Origin of the sequence: Aquimarina sp. Aq107, assembly GCF_943733665.1 — a bacterium.
Lineage (GTDB): Bacteria > Bacteroidota > Bacteroidia > Flavobacteriales > Flavobacteriaceae > Aquimarina.
This window is the reverse complement of sequence record NZ_OX030782.1, coordinates 350,685-374,414: the sequence shown is the minus strand read 5'-3', so window position 1 is coordinate 374,414 and position 23,730 is coordinate 350,685. Positions and strand designations below refer to the sequence as shown.

Annotated in this window: 5 protein-coding genes; all 5 read right to left on the bottom strand. The window is 30.4% G+C overall.

Annotated features, from left to right (window positions below):
- Positions 1–93 precede the first annotated feature (93 nt).
- Positions 94–1,683, bottom strand: a complete 1,590-nt coding sequence (locus NMK29_RS01455; protein ID WP_159092175.1) for a condensation domain-containing protein — start codon at positions 1,681–1,683, stop codon at positions 94–96.
- A 114-nt stretch (positions 1,684–1,797) separates the two neighbouring features.
- Positions 1,798–5,196, bottom strand: coding sequence for a non-ribosomal peptide synthetase (locus NMK29_RS01450; RefSeq protein ID WP_108802863.1), 3,399 nt, complete (start codon positions 5,194–5,196; stop codon positions 1,798–1,800).
- A gap of 38 nt (positions 5,197–5,234) precedes the next feature.
- Positions 5,235–9,671, bottom strand: coding sequence for a type I polyketide synthase (locus NMK29_RS01445; protein WP_108802862.1), 4,437 nt, complete (start codon positions 9,669–9,671; stop codon positions 5,235–5,237).
- 4 nt (positions 9,672–9,675) lie between these two features.
- Positions 9,676–17,265: a non-ribosomal peptide synthetase gene (locus tag NMK29_RS01440; RefSeq protein WP_108802861.1), complete on the bottom strand. Its 7,590-nt coding sequence runs from the start codon at positions 17,263–17,265 to the stop codon at positions 9,676–9,678.
- 1 nt (position 17,266) lies between these two features.
- Entirely contained in the window at positions 17,267–23,686 is a 6,420-nt protein-coding gene (locus NMK29_RS01435) for a non-ribosomal peptide synthetase (RefSeq protein WP_234424237.1), read from the bottom strand.
- Positions 23,687–23,730: the final 44 nt, after the last annotated feature.

Genomic DNA, 23,730 nt, shown 5'->3' with positions numbered 1-23,730 from the left:
TCTGTAGATAGTCATTAATGAAGAGTTCTATTTTCATCTTAACTTTTACTGAAATGGTATCAAAAAAACACTTTATTTGAATAACGATTAAACTTAAAAATCATCGCTAATTTCGTCTGTTACCAGATCCAGAAAAGTCTTATATTCTTTATCTTCTTCAACATCTGATAAACTTGACATTAGAGTTTCTATTTTTATAGTCGAATCTTCACTGACGGATCTTGTCAAATCAAGAAAACTATTCACAAAAGATTTAATATCTTTTTCTTCAAATAAGATGGTATTATAAACGACAGATAAACTTACTGTATCACCATAATAACCAAAGTAAAATGTAAGATCATGTTTACTGTTATTTACTTCTAATCTTAAAGGATTTACTTGACTCTTACTATTGGCCACATCTGATAAATTTTGGTCAATTACAACCACTACATCAAATAATAACCCTCTTGAAGGAACCACTCTATAATTTAATTCTTTTAATAATTTATGAAAAGAAAAATCTTGATTATCCCTAGCCTCTAGAACAGTTTTTTGGGTTTCTTTTATATAGTTTGAATAGTCTAATTCTTGGTTAATATTAAAAAATAATGGAACGGATCTCACAAAACACCCTAATTGATTTTCTAAATCAGGATGTGTTCTACCTGACATTGCTGTACCAATTACTAAGTTTTTTTGATATGAAAACTTATAAAGCAGTAAAGAGGAAATAGCAAGTAAATGCATGTAAAGTGTTATATGCTCTTTCTTCCCTATACTTTCTAATTTATATAAATACTCTTTAGGTAAAATAACTGACTCTGATCTACCTTCATATTTCTTACTTTTAGGTCTGGGGTTTGCAAAATTTAAATCTAAAGGAACCATTCCTTTATCTAGTTTTGATTTCCAAAAATCTTTATTTTTGAAATACAACTTATCTCTATTTCCTTTTTGCCATACTGCATAATCTGAATACTGAGTATCCAATTCTGAATACACATTACTAATATCATCTGATTTATAGTAGTTAAAAATTTCATTTCTCAAAATTTCTGATGACCATCCATCACATATTATATGATGAAGATTATAGTATACTACAAACTTATTATTAGATAACTTTAGTAAATGAATTTTAAACAGAGGATATTGAGTTAAATCAAATTCTTTTGATGTATCTTCAATAATATGTTTCTCTACCAAATTATAATCATTCTCAACTTCGAGGTTTTTCTCTAAAATTTTAAAATTAAACTCCTTATAGGAAATAACTTTTTGTCTTACTATACCATCTTCATTTACAAAAATTGTTCGAAGAATATCGTATCTTTTAATAACCTCATATATCGCTTTTTTAAATTTATTTATTTCAAAATCATTCCCAAATTCGATATAAGTAGGCATATTAAATGCCCGCGATCCATTTTTCATTTGACAAGCTAGCCAAATTTGTTCTTGCTGTTCACTTAACGGATACGATAATTTTCTTTCTGATTTCTCTATAGCTTCATATTCATTATTTCTTTTAACGCTTAATAAATCTATTAAGGTTTCTTTATTTTCTTTAATTTCATTTTTTAGAGTATCTGTAAGTAATTCTTTTTGTATATCTAGTTTTAAAACTCCATTTTCAACATATAATCTTGCTTCGAGTTTTTTTAATTCTTTCAATAAATTTAAAATATCACTATTCATAATGTTCATTTTTAAATTTTATAGTGAACCTTATCTTCTCTATATTCTAAAAAACTAACCTTATATAGCTAAGGCTATAGTATTTTCTAAAATCAAAAATTTGATGGCTTCTATTTAAAAAGATATCGTTTCCTCATCTTTTTTTGATGTATTATTTTGATTATTAATTAAGCTTTGAACTTCTATTAATTCTGCATGTTTTTCAATGGTCTTAAAAACGAATAAATCTTTTAATTTTATTTCTACATTGAAAATTTTATGGTAGGCATTTACAAGTTTTATTAATTTTAAACTATGGCCTCCTAATTCAAAAAAGTTTTCATTAATACCAATTCTTTCAATTCCTAGAAGTTCTTTCCAAACCTCTACCAACTTAATTTCCATTTCATTTCTGGGCGCTATATATTCTTTTTGTTGAAGAACACCTTTTGATAAAGGTGAGGGTAATGCATCTTTATTTATTTTCCCGTTTGATGTCAAAGGTATACTATCCACTTCTATAAAAAAGTTTGGAATCATATATAAAGGCAAAATATCTTCTAATTTTTCACGCACCTGACGAAGATCAATTGTATCAGAATTAATAACCAAATAGGCACATAAATAATCTTCTGAATTCTCATTTTTTAATACAACAATTGCTTCTTTTATTTCTTCAAAACTGATTAAATTATTAACAATTTCATCTGGTTCAACACGATAACCTCTAATTTTTAATTGATCATCTTTTCGTCCAAGAAAAACAATTTGTCCATCTGAGTTCCACTTTACAATATCACCTGTTCTATATAACTTTTCACTCTTACAGTAAGGATTTGATATATATTTTTCATCGGTAAGATTCTTTCTATTCAAATATCCCTTAGATACACCATCACCTCCAATGCATAATTCTCCTTCACATCCAATAGGCAACAACTCTAAATTGGACCCTAAAACATATATTTTTGTATTCGAAAAAGGTTTCCCTATATATACACTGTTATATCGGTACGAAAGATCTACTTTATGCATTAATTTACCAATTGTGGTTTCTGTTGGTCCATAATGATTATAAATATCTATTTTAGCTCTACTTCTGTTTAAATTTTCAATTACCCTCATATTTAACACACTTCCTCCAAAAACAATAGCCTTTTGAGGGATAAGATGTGTCCCATCATTATGAATAGAGTTCCAATGTTCAGGAACAATTTTAATATAATCAATGACATTGTTTTCAAAATAAGAGATTAACTTAGGACTGTCCTTAAGCATTTCGTCTGAAAATACATGTAATGTACCTGCTGTTGCTAATGCTCCATAAAGAAATGTATATCCTAAATCTGCACCTAAAGTTGACATTAAACCATAATGGCTTTTCTTTTCGATATTAAGTTTTTGTGTCAATCCTAATAAATAATCACTCAGATTACCATGGGTTACCAATACACCTTTAGGTTTACCGGTTGTTCCCGATGTATAGATAACATACACAATATCTTCCTTATCTATTTTAATAGGCTCGGTTATTTCAGATTCAAAAGAATCTGAGAGCATATCTTCATAACTTACTAAAGAAACATCATCAATATTTCCTTTCTCTTCTTTAATGGATAAATCTGTAATAAATAGTTTTGCTTCTATATCATTAAGAATAGTGTTTACCTCTCCTTTTATAAATCTATCATATATAGGTACATAAGCAGCTCCAACTTTCATAACCCCCAACATCGTTGTAATTGCATCAACTTTATCAGCTAGAGAGAATGGTATAAAATCTCCCTTTCTAATTCCATTTTTAATCAAAAAATTTGCTATTTGATTTGAATCACTATCTAATTGGTTGTAACTTATTTTTCTATTTTCTTTTTGAATTGCTATATGTTTCGGAAATCGTTTGACTTTTTCATTAAAATATTCAAGAAATGTTTTTCCATCATTATCTCCTAGATTAAAAGAATTAAAATCAAAAAGTTGTTTTTGTTTTTCTTTTTCTGATAAAAAATCAATATCACGAATCTTTACTTTATTGGAAGTAATACATGCTTCAGACAACAGTTTAAAATGATGCATCATTTGGGTAATCATTTCTTTGTCATAAATAGCTGTATTAAAATTGATCTGAAACTTTAATAAAGATTCTACTTCAAAAAAAGTTATTCCCATGTCGAATTTGGTTCTAGACTCGCCTTTAGAATAAACTTCGCCTGGAGTTATTTCATGATTTTCGGATTTAGATATTTTTTCTGTATTCTGTAAAGCCAACATAATGTCAAACACAACATTTCTACTTGGATCTCTTTGGATATTTAATTCGTTAACTAAGAGATCAAAAGGATATGTCTGATAAGAGAGCGCTGACAGAACTCTCTCTTTCGTATAATTGTAATGTTCAATAAAAGTATTATCTGGATCTACATTATTTCTTAGCGCGAGTGTATTTACATAAAAGCCTATTTGATTTTCTAAATCTATATGTTCACGTCCAGCCACGGGAGTTCCGATAATGATATCTTTTTCTCCACTATATTTATGCATTAAAATATTCCAAATAGATAGTATACTAATAAATAAAGAGCCATTATTTTGTTGGGCAAATGAATGTAAGCCTGAAACTACTTTACTAGGCAAATACATTTCTAGTAATTCTCCTTTATTGGTCTTTATCGAAGGCCTTTGCTTATTTGAAGGTAAATTCAATTGAGGTAATTTCCCCGAAAGGTGTTTATTCCAAAAGTTTTGATGCGCCGAATAATTCCCATTTTCAATTTTGGCACTTTGCCAAGCAGCAAAATCTTTATATTGAATCCTTAATGGTCTTAAAGTTCCGATTTCATCAGAACACAAATTATTATATATTTTTATTACCTCATTGGCAAGTATTTTTAAAGACCATCCATCACTTATTATATGGTGCATATTATAATGGAATATATATATTTCGTTTTCCAAATGAATCAATGCTGCTGATAATAGAGGCCCTTTTTCAATAGAAAACACTCTGTACGTATCTTTTTTTATAAAGTTGATAATGGCTTCATTTTGCTCTTCTTCTCCTCTTAAATCTACATAATCTATCTTAAAATTAATTTCCTCGCTGGATAATACAAATTGTCGCGGTTCTCCCTCATTGTTCTTTCTAAAAACAGTTCTTAGTATTTCATGACGATCTAGCAATAGAAAAATCGCTTCTTTAAAAAGATCAATATTATAATTACCATCTAAAATAGTTTGATTACTAATATTATATGCCGGTAACCCTCCTTCTGCCTGATCCAAAATCCATAATCTATTTTGTGAATTTGATAACATATAACCTTCTTCGGATAAAAGCGTATTTGGAATTTTTTCCTTAGAATTATTTTGTTGACTCCCTTGTTTTAAGTACTTTATTATTTCCTGTTTATACTCTTTAATTCTTGAAATTAAATCATCAGGAAGCTTTTCTCCATTAAATTTCAATTTAAGTTCTTCCCCTTGTAATGAAACGTAAATATTGTGCTCTCGTAATTCTTTAAGCAAATTTCTCATCTGTGAATTTATGTTTAATCCTATTACACCAAAGAAGATTATAATATGATTTCATTAGATAACTCCCTTTCATCTTGTAACCATTGTCTTTCTTCAACTAACAGTGCTAAATCTTTAATGGTGTTATTGGTTAGGACTTCAGAAATTGATATCTCTATTTCCAACTCCTTATTAATTTTATTAATTAGCTGAGTCGCCAGTAAAGAATTCCCTCCTAATTCCAAAAAATTATCTTCTATTCCTATCTTATTTAAATCGAAAAGGTTTTGAAATAAATCAATCAGTTTCATTTCAATTGGGGAAGTAGGCTCAATATAATTAGAAGATAAAAGTGATCGATCAACATCGATTTCGTCTATTTTGCTTTTTCCTAAAGTATCATTTATAGTATTTTCTCTGTTATTTTCCTTATTATTAGTAATCCACTCAGACAATCTGTAGTCTATATCCCTGGTTGAAACAATTATTTGATTAATATCGTTTAACGACAGAACTCTATTTAAAATATCAATTACATTATCCGAATTAATACCATTATTACCGGATTGGTTATTAAAACTAAATCCATCATAATTAATGGTTATACAATTTTTAATGACCTCTGAGTTACAAAATGAATCTAAAAAGGAGTTAGCAGCTACATAAGCAATCGACTCCTTACCTCCAATTATAGTTGACAATGAAGAAGATAATAAACAAAAATCTAGTTGTTTATTATAAAATATTTTTCCCAAGGTAATTGTACTCAAAACTTTAGCTTCAAATTGCTCATCTAGGTCTCCTTTATCTAAGAAATCCATAACTTTTATAGAATTACCCGAAATAGTGCCTTCAAAATGAAAAACACCATTTATTTCCCCTATAGTATCTTCAATATTATCTACTATTTTTTGCAAAGAACTCAGATCCTTTAAATCAACATTATAGTATTTTGCATTACCTATTTGACTTAACTCTTCAAATCTTAATGCTTTCTTATTATTATCAAAATTATTTTCAATTTCACTCCTTCCTAAAATAATTACCGAAGCATTGTAATTTTCTAACAAATGTTTAGCGTGTAAATAACCTAAATTACCTAAGCCACCTGTAATTAAATAAGTTCCTTTTTCTCTAATTCTTGTGGATTCTTTAGTTTTTTCAATTTTTACAGGATTAAAACTTTTTACCCATCTATATTTATTTCTATAAGCTATGTAGTTGTCAGAGATATTTGAATTAATTTCTTTAAAAACATTTGATATCACTTCACTTTTATTATCATCCAAAGCTAGATCTATACAACAACAATTAATATTATTATTCTCTTGGGATATTATAACTGGTATTCCTGAATTGATTGAATTATTAAGATTAATCTCTTCATTTCCTATAACATTGTTAACATTATTGGTTAAAATATACAGGTTGATTTTATTTCTTTGATAGCAAGATTTAATACTTTGAACGATACTTACTGTGGTATTAAATTCAGATAAGCTTTCTTTGTACTCTTCCTTTCCAAGTGAGTTCATCTGAATTACATTCAAAGTTTTCGAGTCTTCTAAGGACAATTCTTTAAATAATAATTTTAAATGATTTTCATTTTCGGTATCTAATTCAAAATGATTATTGTCGTGACTTAAAAATTCTTTTGATTTTTTAATAACGAAAAAATTATTCTTATTTCTAAATTTCTCAACTAGTAACTTACTGTATCCTATAGAATCTTCAAAAATTAAAAATATTTCATTTTCCTTATAACCAACATTGTTCAGTCTATTTTTTCTTTTCCATGACGGTTCATAAAACCAATCAGATATTGACTTCAATGAATCCTTTATATTTAAGTCTGATATATTTTCAAATGGATCTACTTTAACATCCAATACATATTTATCAAAACAATACTTAGGAATTGAAACTTTATTTCTAACCTCTTTTTCGTAATAATTTTCCCAATTAAGATCTACCCCTTTAGTATATAATTCTCCAAGAAAAATGGTAAGTTTTTGATTATCGTCTACCATTTCTTTAGGGTGACGAATTGTCTGAAAAATTTCACTTGACTTTATGTTTTTCTTACAAAAATTTAATAAAGTATTCCCTGGTCCTATTTCAACAAATAGTAGATTCTCTGCTTCTGAAATAGAGTTAATTCCATCTGAAAACCTTACTGTATTTCTTAAATGATTTATCCAATATTCTGGTGAAATATTATCCGAAATTTCTTTGCCATATAAATTGGATATGAAACTCATTTTAGGTTCGTTAAAGCTAATTTCCTCTAACACTTTCTTAAAATCTTCGATAATTTCATCCATTAGAATAGAATGAAAGGCATGCGAAGTTTTAAGTTTAATAGTAGTTATTTCCTCTTTTTCTAGCCTAGAAATCAGATTTTCTATAGCTTTCTTTTTACCGGATATAACAACAGTATCTGGAGTATTAATTGCTGCAATTGAAAGATCTTCATTCAAAAATCTTTCTACTTTGTCTCTCGATAAATCAACATATAACATTGCGCCTTCAGATGTTTTACTCATCAACTCGCCTCTTCTTACAACAAGTTCTAATCCATCCTCAAAAGAAAAAACTCCACTTATACAAGCTACAACATACTCTCCAAGACTATGGCCAATCATATGTTTTGGAGAAACTCCCCAATGTAAAAGTAGTTTTGCAATGCTATATTCAATTAAAAATAACAGTGGCTGTGTATATTGTGTTTCATTTATCAACGTCTCATCAACCTCGTCTTCTTCAGTATATCCAATTATTTTTTTAAAATTTAAATTTGTGATACTTTTCAAGATATCGAAACCATTATCCATTAAATTTTTGAAGTATGTTTCCTGTTCATACAGATCTTTTCCCATCTTAAAATATTGACTGCCTTGGCCTGAGAAAAGAAAAACTATATTCTTTTTTAATGCACTAGATTCATTTCCTGCACTATTATTAGAAAACTTTGAGTTTTGTAATGCCTTCATATCGTTTTCAGAGACGATATAATTTCTATATTTAAATGATTTCCTACCTGTATTTAAAGAATAAGCCACATCAGCTAAATTCATCTCTTTTTCACTTTCTAGGAACTTACTTAAGCTTTTAGAATAATTGGTTAAAGAATTAAAGGTATTTGCCGAGTAAGTAAGTAACTGATACGGTCTAGAACGACTTGTAGTCTTTCTAAACGGTGCTTCTTCCAAAATCACATGCGCATTGGTTCCTCCTATTCCAAAACTACTCACTCCTGCTCTAATTGGATTTTCTACAGAAGTCTGCCATTGCTTTAATTCTGTAACAACTTGAAAAGGGCCTTCTTCAAAATTAATTTCAGGATTTGGTCTTGTAAAATTTAAAGAAGGAGGAATTAATTTGTTATTAATGGCTAAGGCAGTTTTTATTAATCCGGTAATGCCTGCAGCAGTGTCTAAATGTCCAAGATTTGTTTTTACTGAACCAATATAACATTTATGATTTTTATCATAATTAAAAGCTTTATTTAATGCTCCAATCTCTATAGGGTCACCTAACTTTGTTCCAGTTCCATGAGCTTCTACATAAGTAATTGTATTCGGATCTATTTTTGCTATTTTATGTGCTAATTTTATGCAGTTTGATTGACCGTCTATACTCGGAGCTGTATATCCTACTTTATTTCCGCCATCATTATTAACAGCAGAACTTTTAATAACTGCATATATTTGATCTCCATCATTGATTGCATCATCTAACCTCTTTAAAACAACTACTCCAGATCCTTCACCTGAAATGGTTCCTGATGAATCTTCATCAAATGCTTTACAATATCCATCCTTTGAAAATATCATCCCCTCTTGAAAAGTATATCCTTTATTCACATTAGAAACAATCTTTGCCCCTCCTGCGACCGCCATGGAACATTCTTTTAAGAGTAAGTTTCTACATGCTAAATGAACAGCTGTAAGTGAACTTGAGCAAGCCGTATTGATATAATAACTAGGACCTTTAAGGTTTAATTTATATGAAATTAGTGTATTTGAAAATTTATTATCTGCTAATTGAGATATATAAAAAGGATTTACTTTATCATTAGGATTTATTTTAGAATGAGCCAACCATAACTCATTATTAGAGGCTGTCAAAAATAAACCTATTTTTTTCTTATAATTAGAAATATCACACGAAGCGTCTTCCAGAGCTAACCATACTTGCTCATGTAATATCCTAGATTGCGGATCCATCATTTCCGCTTCGGCTTTAGTATAATTAAAAAAACGATAATCAAAACTTTCTACATCTGGTATTTCTATCTTACTCTTTACAAAATTTGATTTCGAAATTTTATCTTCTGAATATCCATGTTTCAATAACTCTTCATCTGAATAAAATCCAAATAGTTCATTACCTTCACTTACATTAGTCCAAAATTCCTTAGCATCATTAGACTTTGGGAATTTACAAGACATCCCTATAATTGCAATGTCTGTTTTATTTTGACCTTTATTCATCTCTTTAATCTATTAAATTTGTAAACTCATTTAGTTCCTCATCAAAATCAAAATCTTCCTCTAACTCTTCACTAGTTTCTTCTTCAATGATACTATCATTCTTATTAAAAAATGCCTTTGTAAGGCTACGTACTGTAGGATATTGAAAAAGGTGAACAATCTTTATTTCCTCTATAAACTCAGCATTCAAAACTGATAAAACTTTAACCATATTGATAGAATTACCTCCTAAATCGAAAAAGTTATCATTTACTCCGATTCTTCCTATTGGAATATCAAATTCATCTGATATTATTTGTACTATTTTATCTTCAATATCATTTTCTGCGGCAACATACTTCTGTTTTACAAGGCTCTGCTGATCTATATCAGGTAACTTTGCTTTATCTATTTTACCATTAGAAGTTACTGCTACTTCATCAATTTCGATGAAAAAGCTTGGGATCATATAGTCCGGCAAGTTTCTCCTAAGAATAGTCTTTAACTCTTCTTTATTATACTCATCGCCAGGAACAATATATGATACTAGTATAGGCATCCCGTTTTTTTCTGTTATCGCTGCAATTGCCTGCTTAACCAAGTTCTTTTGTTCTAATAGAACATACTCGACTTCTCCCAACTCTATTCTATATCCTCTAATTTTCACTTGTGAATCCTTCCTACCTAAAAAGTCAATATTTCCATTAGGCAACCATCTAGCCAAATCTCCGGTACGGTATAACTTTTCACCAACAACAAAAGGATTATCTACAAATTTTTCTTTAGTCAATTCTGGGCGGTTTAAATATCCTATGGATAATCCGGCACCTGCTATACATAACTCACCCATGACTCCTTTTGGTTGTAATTCGAGATCTTCGGATAAAATATAAACCTTGGTATTTGCTATTGGTTTTCCTACCGGAATTTTGTCACCTATTTCTCCTTCATACGTCAGTGTACATACGCTGCTTTCTGTTGGACCATATCCATTCGTATAGATCCCTATTTCAGAAAACTCTTTGGCTTTTTGTATTGGAGCTTCCTCTCCTGCTGTAACAAGTCGTTTTATCGTTGATAGTTTATCTACGTCTAAGAGCGTTACGAATGACGGAGGCAATATTGCCAATGTAACTTGATGCTTTTCAATATAATTGATAAAAGCTGGTATGTCTAATTTCATTGATTCTTCCAAAATCACCAATGTAGCTCCTCCTAATAGACTGATCAATATTTCAAAGATTGAGGAATCGAAACATTGATTTGAAAATTGTAAACAATTCTCAAAGGAATTAATTTTAAAAGCATCTATTTGAGATAAAATGGTGTTCAAAATTGCTTGATGCGTAATCATTACTCCTTTAGGCTTACCTGTAGTACCAGAAGTATATATGATATAAGCTAGATTACCTGGTTCAACCTTTACATCTAATCCTTTTTCGTCAAAATCTTGTTTACAGTTATCAAATTCATCTATCAAAGTGGATTTAATTATCCTTTTACAGTTACTATCATTAATGATATATTCTTTTCTAACTTCAGGAAAACTTGGATCTATTGGCAGATAAGTACACCCTAATTTAAATACTGCTAGCATTGTTACAATAAGCCATTCTGATCTTTCCAATTCTACACCTATGATATCTCCTCTATCAATAGAATAGGTAGCTTGTAGATATCTGGCTAACTGATTGGAAATCTGATCTAACTCCAAATAACTTAATGAATTCTGCTCATATTTAATCGCTACATTATCTGGTGATTGAATTACTTTTTGATTAAATAATGAATTAATCACTAACTCTTTTTGATAGGTAACCAAAGTATCATTATAACTTTCTAACAGCTCTTGTTTTTCATCTACATCTAAGAACTCTATGTTATTAATATTCTGGTTTGGATTATCAAGTACTGAATGTATTAGATTTTTATAGTGTTGCGCCAATTGTACTATTGTTTCTTCTTTAAATAAGTCGCTACAATACTTAACACCCACACTTAGTCCCTTTGGTGTTTCTGTAACACTAAAAATTAATTCAAACTGAGATTTTTCGTAAGTATAAGGACCAGATTTAAGAGTAACATCTCCTAGTTTATATTCTGGATTTTCTTCTTTATTTTGAAGAACAAACATTACTTGAAACAAAGGACTTCTGCTCAAATCTCTTGTTTTCACTGTCTGGTTTACTACCTGTTCAAATGGTGCATGCTTATGAGCGTAAGCATTTAATGTATTTTCCTTTATCGTTTTTAATAAATCATTAAATTTAGGATTTCCATCAAGGTTACTGCGTAATGCCAAGGTATTGATAAAAAAGCCAATTAACTTATCCACTTCTTCTTGTTCTCTATTGGCAATAGGTGTTCCTATACAAATATCAGTTTGATTACTATACCTACTCAATAGCACTTTGAACGTAGTTAATAATGTCATAAAAAGCGTAGTGCCTTCTTTCTCTGAATAATCGTATACTCTTTTTGAAGTATCTGTATCTATAGTAAAATGATAATGATCTCCTTGAAAACTTTGTTGGGCCTTTCTAGGAAAGTCGATTGGAAGGTTTAATGGCTCTAAATCTTTTAAATGTGCTTTCCAATATGATAATTGTTTGTCGATAAAATCACCTTTAATTTGTTCCCTTTGCCAAATACTGTAGTCAACATATTGTATATCTAAAGGTTTTAGCTTAAAAGTAGGGTCATTTATTAATCCGTTATAAAGAAGTTCAAGTTCTTTTAACAATAATGAAACTGACCACCCATCTGAAGCGATATGATGCATTAAAATCAATAACTTTGAGGTCTCATCACTTTCAGAAAAAACACTTGCTTTTAGCATATAGTCTTTTTCAAGATCAAAAGGTTTATGAATTTCACTAATTATTAATTGTTCGATACTTGTATCACCCATATTCTCAAAGTCACGAACTAAATTCATTTTCCATTGATCAAATGGAATGACTTTCTGATATGCTTCTCCTTTGTTTTGGAGATATATGGTTCGCAAAACTTTATGTCTTTCGATTATTGTTTTAAAGGCTTTTTCTAAGATTTCAAAATTCACCTGACCATCTAAATCAAAAATTAGAGGCATATGGTAATGAGTACTTCCACTTAATTTATCAAGGAACCAAAGTCGTTCTTGTGAAAAAGATAATTGGGGATATTGTGGTTTGTTTTCTACAAATTTAATTTCGGTAATACTATCTGTATTTTCTTTTTCCGCAATTAAACCTGAAAGATCCTGAATGTTTTTTGTGGTGAAAAATTCTACAATTGATATTTCTACTTTAAATTCATTTCGAATATGTGTTAGCATACGCATCACCAAAAGTGAATTTCCACCTAGTTCAAAAAAGTTATCTTCAGTCCCGATATTTTCAGATTTTAGAACTTTTTCCCAGATCTCAACCAGTATTCTTTCTGAATCATTTTTTGGAGCTACAAACTTGTTTTTACTTATATTGGAAACATTTGGTTCTGGAAGAGATTTTCTATCTATTTTACCATTTAGGGTCATTGGAAACTCATCTAATACCATCAAAAATGATGGAACCATATACTTAGGTAATTTTAGATTTAGGTATTCTAACAAATCATTAGCATTGTATGCTTCATTTATTGTTAAATATGCTGCTAGGCTTTTAGTTCCATTATTATCAACAGAATTCACTACACTTTTTATAATTCCAGGAAATTCTTCAATACTATTTTCGATTTCACCAAGTTCAATCCTATGCCCATTAATTTTTACCTGATTATCTATTCTTCCCAGACATTCTAATTCTCCATTAGGCAACCAACGTGCTAAATCACCGGTTTTATAGATTTTACCTTTTCCAGAAAAATGGTTAGTTATAAATTTTTCATCAGTCAAATCTTGTCTACCCAAATATCCTTTAGAAACTCCGTCTCCTCCTATACACAATTCACCTATTACTCCAGTAGGACATAGTTGATTAGAACTATTTAGTATATATATCTGGGTGTTAGCTATTGGTTTTCCAATACTTATATTACGATCTTCATATATTTCTTTAATAGTAGACCAAATAGTAGTTTCGGTTGGGCCATACATATTAAAAAGTGGTTTTTTTCTAAGCTCTTCTAATTGTCTGGACAAAGACAATGGAAGCGCCTCACCCCCGATTAATAAGGTTTCAATCTGTTCTAAAGCATCTCTACCTTCTTTATCTATTAATAACTCTTGAATAAAAGATGGAGTTGATTGCAGGTGTGTTATCTGATTTTCTTTTATCAAACTAGAAGTAGACCAGTCTAACTCCATTCGTTTTTTTAAGAACTGATTTTGAGTTTTTGATCTTGATATCAAATCCTGTAATCCTTTCAAGTGCTCTAAATTTGATAAAACAATATTCGTGTCAATTCCATAGTCTATTAAGCACGCGATTTCATTTACTCCAACTTTATATAATTCCTGAATGCGTTTCATACAGGTTTCTGGAGTTCCAAATAAACCACTTGTTTTATAAAAACGTTGGAACCCCATTTCAATCAACACATCAAGGTCTTTCTCTAAATCAAGCCCCTTATCATCAGCGATAGATTTCATCAGGTTTGCCGAATGACGTAAATAATTTTTAAATGGTTCTTCTACAGTTTCTTTTACAAAAGAAAGATCATCACTAACAAAAGTGTGTAACATTAATGAAACTTTCCCTTTTTCAGGATCAAACCCATTTTCTTTCAGGGCTTTTCTATAGCTGTCGATTTTAAATTCAAGATCTTCTATACTTTGCCCAAGTAAATGCGTTAATACATTAGCTCCAATAGATCCTGCATATTCAAATGTTTTCACATTTCCTCCAGAAGTAATCCAAATAGGTAATTTACTCTGAATTGGCTTTGGATGTATTCTGAAAGTGGTATCCTTACCAACTCCATTTTTTCGTGTTAGTGTTCCTCCTTCCCATAATTCAACTACCGTATTTAATTTATCCTGCATCTTTTGATGACGTGTATGGTAGTCATCTGGAGCCAAAACAAAATCATTTGGATGCCAACCAGATGCTATGGACATTTCTACTCTTCCATTTGATAAATTATCTACCATAGACCATTCTTCTGCCACTCTTACAGGATCGTGTAATGGCAACACAACACTTCCTGATCGTATGGTAACATTATTTGTAATGGTGGATACTGCTGCTGCTGCTACAGAAGGGTTCGGAAATTGATCTCCAAAACTATGGAAATGTCTCTCTGGAATCCAAATCGCTTCGAATCCATTTTCATCAGCGAATTTGGCACCTTCTAATAATAATTTGTACTTATTTTCAAATGCAATTTCTTCTTGAGCTGCAAAATACAATAAGCTAAAATCCATAGCTGATGTATTGTCTGTTAGCAAAACAGGCCTATCTGGTTGTAACACAATTTTACTACCTCTGGTTAGCGTCCAAATAGTTTCTAAAATTGAGATGTCAAAATTTATACTTGTAACAGCAAGCCAATTCTCATCTTTTTCTAGCTGACCAAATCTATCATTCAATCCCACAAAGAAATTGGATAAGTTTTTATGTGTTACCAGTACTCCTTTTGGTTTTCCAGTAGTACCCGAAGTATAAATGACGTATGCTGCATTTGAAAATGTTGGTAAGAATTCTAAGTTTTCTTTTGAGCATTCCCAAATAGACTCCTCTTCAAAAGAAATAATATTTGCATTTTTTGGTAAGAGCCCTGCAATTTCTTCTTTTGTAATTAAAAACTGAGCCTTACTATCTTCGACCATATAATCAATACGATCTATTGGATATGATGGATCTAATGGTAAATAAGTAGCACCACTTTTTAAGATTCCAAGTATTCCAATCATCAATTCAATAGAACGATCTATACACAATGCAACAGCAGAACTTTCCTGAATTCCTGAAGCGAATAAATAGTGGGCTAATTGATTTGATCTCTCATTTAACTCTGCATATGTTATTTCTTCATTTTGGTATGCAAGCGCTATTTTATCGGGAGTGCTAGAGGCCTGATCTAAAAAGTCTTCGACTACTGTTTTTTTAGGGTTATATGAAACCTTGGTGTCATTGAATAAATTTAACAGCCTGTCTTCTTCTTCACTATTTACTAGTGGTACTTTTTGAACTTCTACATTAGGTTTATCAATAGACGTCTTTAAAAATTCTTCAAAATTGAACGCTAAATTCTGTATAAACTCTTCTTCAAAAATATCGGTATTGTATTCTATAAAAAGACTTAAATCGTTATTATCTTCTAAGAAATTAAAAGTAATATCATATTTACTAACTGTGTTTTCGAAATCATTATAGAAAGAACACTTTAAATTTGTAAAACTGTCTTCCGTCTTTAAAGAATTATCATTCTTTTGTTGATGGGTAACCAGAATGTCAAATAAAGGTGTACGACTTACATCTCTTTTTAGATTTAGTTTGTCTACTAAATCTCCAAATGAATAATTAGAATTAGCATATGCCGATTCCAGATTTTCTTTTAGTAATTGGAACAATTCAAAGAAAGAAGTGGTCGCTTCAAATTGTGTTCTAATAGGTAATGTATTGATGTATAAACCTATTTGATTTTGCAATTGAGAATTATTCCTTCCAGAAACAGGTGTTCCTAAAATGATATCTGTTTGTGAAGAATATCTATATAGCAGTCCATTGAGAGCTGCCATTAACGTCATAAAGAGAGTTCCCTTGTTTTTCCTAGAAAACGATCTAAGTTCTTTTAATAATTCTTGATCAAGATTGTTTACATAACTTGACCCTGCATATGTTTTGGTTGCTGGTCGTAACTGATAGGTAGGTAAATTAATTACTGGAAGTTGTCCTTTAAATTTTTCTAACCAATACTTTTCTTCCTTATCAAGATTGTTTGTGTTATTACTCCATTCACTATAATCTTTAAATTGTATGCTAAGTACTGGTAATTCAATCTTTTTACCTGAAATCAATGAATTGTATATCTCTCCTAATTCTTTAATGATAATTTCAATTGATCTTGCATCACTAATAATATGATGAATATTGAAACATAAATAATAAATATTACTTCCACTATGAATAAGATCAACTTTAAATAATGAGTTACTTTTCAAGTCAAATGGACTGCTTGCAAGTTTAGTTATCTCCTTCCCGATAGACTGACTATCTAAAACTTCATGCTCATTTACCTCAAAACCAACCTCCTCAACATTAATTATTTTTTGTCTTATATCACCATTTTCGGACTCCACAAATTTGCTTCTCAAAATTTCATGGCGTTCCATTAACCTTTTGAAAGTCGTGTTAAGGATAGTGATGTCCAGATCTCCTTCCATCTTCAAAACAAAAGGTATGTTATATGCAGCATTAATCTCTTGCATCTGACATAAGATCCAAAACCTAAATTGAGAAGAAGTTATGGAATATGTTTCCATATCGAGTGACATAGGGATCTCCATTTGATTCTTTTCAACAGAAATAGAATTCAAATATTCTATAATATTCTCCTTGTTATCTTTAACAAGTTCTATAAGAGAATCATCTACATCATCCTTATAAAAAACAAGTTCCAGATTCCCTTCTAATAATTTTATTCCTAAGCCGTTATCTCGAATTTTCTTTATTAAAGCTGCTACTTCCATTTTATATAATAATTTTTTTCTTCTCGATTTGTTTTACTTCTTCGTTTTGCCATTGTACATTTTCAATATGTAATGACAAGAACTCAATGGTAGGTGAACTAAAGAATTGTTCTATTTTGATTACCGTTTTGTAGTTGACATTTATACGATTTAGAAGCGCATTAACGGTTAAACTATGTCCTCCTAACTCAAAAAAGTTATCTCTTATTCCAACTTGGTCTATTTCTAATAGATCTTTCCATTCTTCTACCAATTCTCTTTCCAACTTATTTCTAGGTGCCACATATTCCTGACTACTAGATTCTAAATCTTCTAATTCTAATAAAGCTTTTTTATCAATTTTACCATTGGGCGTTAATGGGATCTCTTCCAAAAATTTATAATATGATGGAAGCATATAAATCGGTAGCTGTTCCAAAAGAGATTCTCGTAATTTGTGTTGATCCAAATTGTTTCCTACTAAGTAAGCCACAATAGTTTTTTCTCCTTTGTAATCTTTTGTTAATACAACAGAATTTATTACTGATTCTTCTTGAGTTAATGCATGTTCAATTTCTCCCAGTTCAATTCGATGTCCACGAATCTTAACCTGATCATCTTGTCTTCCTATAAAACCTATTGTACCATCCGCTAACCATTTTCCCAAATCACCAGTTCTATACATTAATTCTCCAGGTTGATATGGATTTGGCACAAATTTCTCATTCGTGAGTTCAACTTTGTTTAAATATCCTGATGATAATCCTTCACCCGATATACAGATCTCTCCCACTACTCCAATAGGTTGTAATAAAAGTTCATCTGACAGGATATAAAACTGAGTGTTTGATATAGGTTTTCCTATCGGTAATGATTGTTCATGAAGTTTATCTATATGATAACAGCTACTATAAGTGGTATCTTCAGAAGGGCCATATAAATTTCTTAACTCTACATCATATTTCAATAATGCGTTACTTAAAGAAATAGGAATCGGTTCTCCCGCCATATTAATACCCACAATATTATCAAAAGGTATATTATGTTCTAATAAGCTATCTACTACAGAAGGAACAGTATTTATTAGTATCTTCTTATCTTTTGAAAGGTATTTAGTAATTGATAAGCCATTATCTATTACTCTAATTTTCTTACCAATAGTTAAAGGATAAAAAATTTCAAAAACCGATAAATCAAAACAATGAGAAGTCACCGCATACAACATTTCAAAATCAGTAGATGAAAATTCAAGTTTACTCCAGTTGAGCATTGACACTGCATTGCTATGCTTTATCATTACTCCTTTTGGTATTCCTGTAGAACCTGATGTGTAAATTATGTAAGCAATATTAGACGAGCTAATTTGTACATCAACAGGCTCTTTTGAGGTATTCTTTTCTTCTTTAAAAATTGATAGCAAGTTATCATCTATAATAACTTTACACCTACTATCTTTTTCAATATATGCTATTCTCTGTTTTGGATATTTCGGATCTATTGGTACATAAGCACAACCAAGTTTTAAAATTGCTAACAATGATACTACTAACCATTCATCTCTATTTAGTTTAACGCCTATTAAGTCTTCTAAATTAAGAGGGTAATTTTTTGACAAAAAATGAGATAATTCATTTGAAAGCTCATCTAATTCCTGATAGGTAAATTCTTTTTCTTCATATATAACTGCAGTAGCTTTTGGTATCTTTTTTACTTGTGCTAAAAATAAATCTACAATTGTCTCATTTTCTGGAAATGAAGCCTCTGTTGTATTAAAATCATCTAATAATTGGGTTCGCTCTGATTGAGTTAAATAATCAATAGTTTGTATACTTTGTAGAGGTTTTGAAATACATCCATTTAAAAAACCTTCGAGATGTTTGAATAGTTTTTCTATAAATGATGACTTATATAAATCGGTATTATATTCTAAGTATAAATGCAAACAATCTTCCTTTACAGAAAAGATAAAACTAATATCAAATTGACTTACCTTTCTATGATTATTCTTGTATTCATTAAATGTTAGTCCTTCTATAGAAGAATCATCAGATTCTAGTAATCCTCTTTGGTTTTGAAATACTACCATTACATCAAATAGAGCAGAACGACTCATATCACGATGTAGATCTAAAGTATTTACTAAATCATCAAAAGGATAATCTTGATGTGAATATGCATCTAATAATGTGCTTTTTTGTATCTCTAAAAGATCATCAAAAGTATATGATTTCTGAAACTGAGTACGGATGGCCAATGTATTTAGAAATAAACCTATCTGTCCTTCTAGATCTGGATGATCTCTTCCTGCTATTGGAGTTCCCAATACTATATCACTCAATCCTGTATATCTCGAAAACAAACCATTTATACCTGCCATTACAGTCATAAATAAACTTGCTCCTCTTTTTTCTGAAAACAGTTGCAAACGATGACTAAAATCTTTTGAAAAAGTATATGTTGATGCGTCACCTTTGTATGTCTTGATTTTAGGTCTAGATTGATACGTTGGAAGTTCTAAAACTGGTAAATCACCTTTAAATTTATCTAGCCAAAAATCTTTGGATTCTTGTAATTTAGACTGTTGTAATTCTCCTGTTAACCACTCTGCATAGTCCTTATATTGAAGTGATAGTGTAGGTAAAATAATATTCTTATTATTTAACAAACTACCATATATTACTGCAAATTCTTTACTAAGTACCTCCATTGACCATCCATCACTGATGATATGATGCATATTAAATAGTAATAAATGCTTTTCTTGAGATAATGTAACTAACTGTAATTTTAAAAGCGGTGCGTCACCGAGATCAAAACGATGTTTGTTACTATTTTCGATAATTGATGAAACTGCAGAAGATTGATCGATTACATTACTTAAATCTTTTTGATCAATTATCACTTCAACCTCATCGATACTCTTTATATATTGACGTACATCTCCATGATCATCGGTTAAAAAAACTGTTCGTAGGCTTTCATGTCTTTCTATAATAGCTCTAAGTGCTTTTTTTAGTTTATCAATAGCTACTACACCTTTCAATTCATAAGCTCCTGGAATATTATATGCGATACTACCTTCTTCAAACTGACTTAAAATCCAAAGTCTTTTTTGAGAAAACGTCAACGGATAATTTTCTTTTTCTTCTGCTTTAGGAATATCCGATTGTGTATTCTTTTGCAATCTCAAAGCTATCCCAGTAATAGTAGGATCGAGAAACATATCCTTTATTCCTAACTCGAGACCCAATATTTGCTTTATTTTATTACATACCAAAGTTACTTTTAGACTATGCCCTCCTAATTCAAAAAAGTTGTCTGTGACTCCTATATCTTCTACTCCTAATACATCTTCCCAGATCGACACTAACTGTTCTTCTAACTCATTCTTAGGTGCTACATATTCTTTTTGAATCAAGTCTTCCTTTCCAATCTTTGATAATGCTTTCTTATCTACCTTACCGTTGGGAGTTAGTGGTATTTTATCTAAGGAAACATAGTAGCTAGGTAACATGTAATCCGGTAGTTCTTTGCTTAGTTCAGATCTCAATTCTTTTTTATCTATAGTTTCTGCACTAACCAGATAAGATATAATTGCATTTTCTTCTTGAACTTTATCAACTGTAACTACACATTGATCTATCGATTTTTTTCTTAGAATCACATTTTCTATTTCCCCAAGTTCGATACGATACCCTCTAATCTTTACTTGATCATCTTTTCGCCCCATAAACTCTACGGTACCATCAGCTAACCAACGACCTAAATCACCTGTTCTATATAATCGACTATTATCCAAAAAAGGATGTGTTATAAACCTCGCAGAAGTAAGATCAGGATCATTCAGATATCCTCTTGCTAAACCATCTCCTCCTAAACAGATTTCCCCTACTATACCAATTGGTTGTACTTGTAGATCATCATTCAAGATATATACTGTGCTATTACTTATTGGAGATCCAATAGGTATTTCATTTTCTACTTCAGTTATGTTGTGAGTCAAAGAAAATGTAGTATTTTCCGTTGGACCATAACCATTAATTAATTTCAGATTTGGAAAAACCTCCTTAATAGTACTAATATGTCCAGCTGATAATTTATCTCCTCCTACCAAAACTGTTTCTAACGATTCAAATATCCCTATATCATTATCAACCAGTTGATTGAACCATCCAGAAGTAAACCACATTACGTTAACTGCAGTATCTTTAATTTGTTTATTCAATAATGTACTATTTAGCAACACATCTTTAGTACAGATGACTAACTTCGATCCATTTAATAAAGTTCCCCAATACTCGAATGTAGTAGCATCAAATGAAAATGCCCCTGTTGTTAACAATACATCTGATGGTGCAAATTGATAATAGTTGGATGATTTTACCAAGCGAATAATACTTTGTTGCTCAATTAATACGCCTTTAGGGGTTCCTGTCGATCCCGAAGTATACATCACATACGCGAGATGATTCGCTTTGGTCTTAACTTTTGGTAGCGATTTCAATGAAGTTTCAGAATTCCTAAATGACTCTAGTAAATCTTCATCAATGGTAAACTTACATTTGCTATCCTTTTCAATATATGCGATACGTTGTTCCGGATAATTTGGATCAATAGGAACATATGCGCCACCAGTTTTTAAAACAGCTAACAAAGTAATTATTAACCATTCGCTGCGATCTAATTTAACACCAACTAAATCTTCAATTTCAATATCATAATTACTTATTAAGTAATTTGCCAATTGGTTGGATAGCTCATCCAATTCTTTATAGGTTAGCTCTTTTTCTTCAAATGTTATTGCAATTGCATCAGGAGTATTTATAGCTTGTTCAACAAACAGATCTACAATTGTTTTACTACTTGGGTATGGAGTTAGAGTGTCATTAAAATCATATATTATTTGTTTCTCCTCTAATTCGCTTAAATAATTAATCTTAGTAACACTTTGATCAGAATTGGCGATACATTCTTGTAAGAAATTTTCTAAATGCAGCGCTATTTTTTCTATAAAAACAGCTTCATAAATATCTGTATTGAATTCTAAGTCTAAGTTCAATTGTGAGTCTTGTTCGGAAAAAACGAGTGTAATATCAAATTTGCTAAATGACTTGTCTGTATTTTGATATGGTACTAATTCAACTTCATTAAAAAGCGATCCTTCCGGATCGACTACCTCTTGTTGATTTTGAAAGACAACCATAATATCAAACAAAGCTGATCGACTCATATCTCTCTTTAAATGCAATTCATCAATCAACTCATCAAAAGGGTAGTTTTGATGTGAATAAGCATCTAATAAAGTGGATTTTTGAATTGCCAGTAATTCTTTAAAACTTGTTGATTTTTCGAATTGAGTTCGAATAGCCAAAGTATTCAAGTACAAACCAACTTGCTCTTCTAAATCCGGATGTTCTCTCCCTGCCACAGGAGTTCCTAGTACAAAATCTTCAGTATTTGTATATCTTGAAAACAAACCATTTACAGCTGCCATTAAAACCATAAATGTGGTTACCTCATTTTGTTGTCTATATGCATTAAGTTGTGAAGTAAATGCTTTAGAAAATATATGTTTGCTATTAGAACCATTATATGTTTTTAGTTTTGGTCTAACTTTCTGAAAAGGTAATTCTAATATTGGTAAATCCCCCTTCAACATATCCAGCCAAAATGACTCTGATTTTTTCAAATTCTCCTGTTGAACTTTACTATTTTGCCATTCAGAATAGTCTTTATATTGAATATTCAATTCTGGTAATTCTAGACTACTTCCTGATACTAGTGTGTTATAAATAAGCATAAACTCCTTCTTTAACACAGCCATAGACCATCCATCTCCAATAATATGATGCATATTAAATACCAATACATATCGATCAGGAGAAACTTTCATAATCTCTCCAATAAATAGCGGTCCGTTTTCTAAATCGAAAATATGTCTCTGAAAAGATGTAACACGATTTGCTATAATTTCTTCTGTAATATTTTCCCTGAGATCAATAAATTTTAATACTGAAGAGTGCTCTTTTATCGGAATTATATATTGGCCTAACTCTCCACTTTTATTTTCTTCAAAAACTGTGCGTAAACTTTCATGTCTACTAATTAGGTGGTTGAATGCCAATGATAGTTTATCAAGATCTAATATTCCATGAAGTTCGAATGCTCCAAATATATTATAAGCCATACTACCTTCATCGAACTGACTTAATGTCCATAAACGTCTTTGAGAAGAGGTGAGATCATAATACTCCTTTTCAGTTGACCTCGGTATAGGCTCATATGAAGAAAGTAAACTAATCAACTGCTCTTTATGAGTTTTGATATCGTTCACAATTTCATTGGTTAAAACACCTTTTGGAGCATTAATTTTTATATCTCCATCTTGTACTTTAACACCAATACTTAATGATTCCAGCGTATGAATTAAATTTTCAATCACGATATATTTTTTAAGATTATACTGATATATATCTGAAGTTAAAT

Excerpts from the sequence above, each read along its gene's own strand:
- NMK29_RS01445 (WP_108802862.1), bottom strand. The coding sequence starts at position 9,671 with ATGAATAAAGGTCAAAATAAAACAGACATTGCAATTATAGGGATGTCT.
- NMK29_RS01450 (WP_108802863.1), bottom strand. The coding sequence starts at position 5,196 with ATGAGAAATTTGCTTAAAGAATTACGAGAGCACAATATTTACGTTTCA.
- NMK29_RS01440 (WP_108802861.1), bottom strand. The coding sequence starts at position 17,265 with ATGGAAGTAGCAGCTTTAATAAAGAAAATTCGAGATAACGGCTTAGGA.
- NMK29_RS01455 (WP_159092175.1), bottom strand. The coding sequence starts at position 1,683 with ATGAATAGTGATATTTTAAATTTATTGAAAGAATTAAAAAAACTCGAA.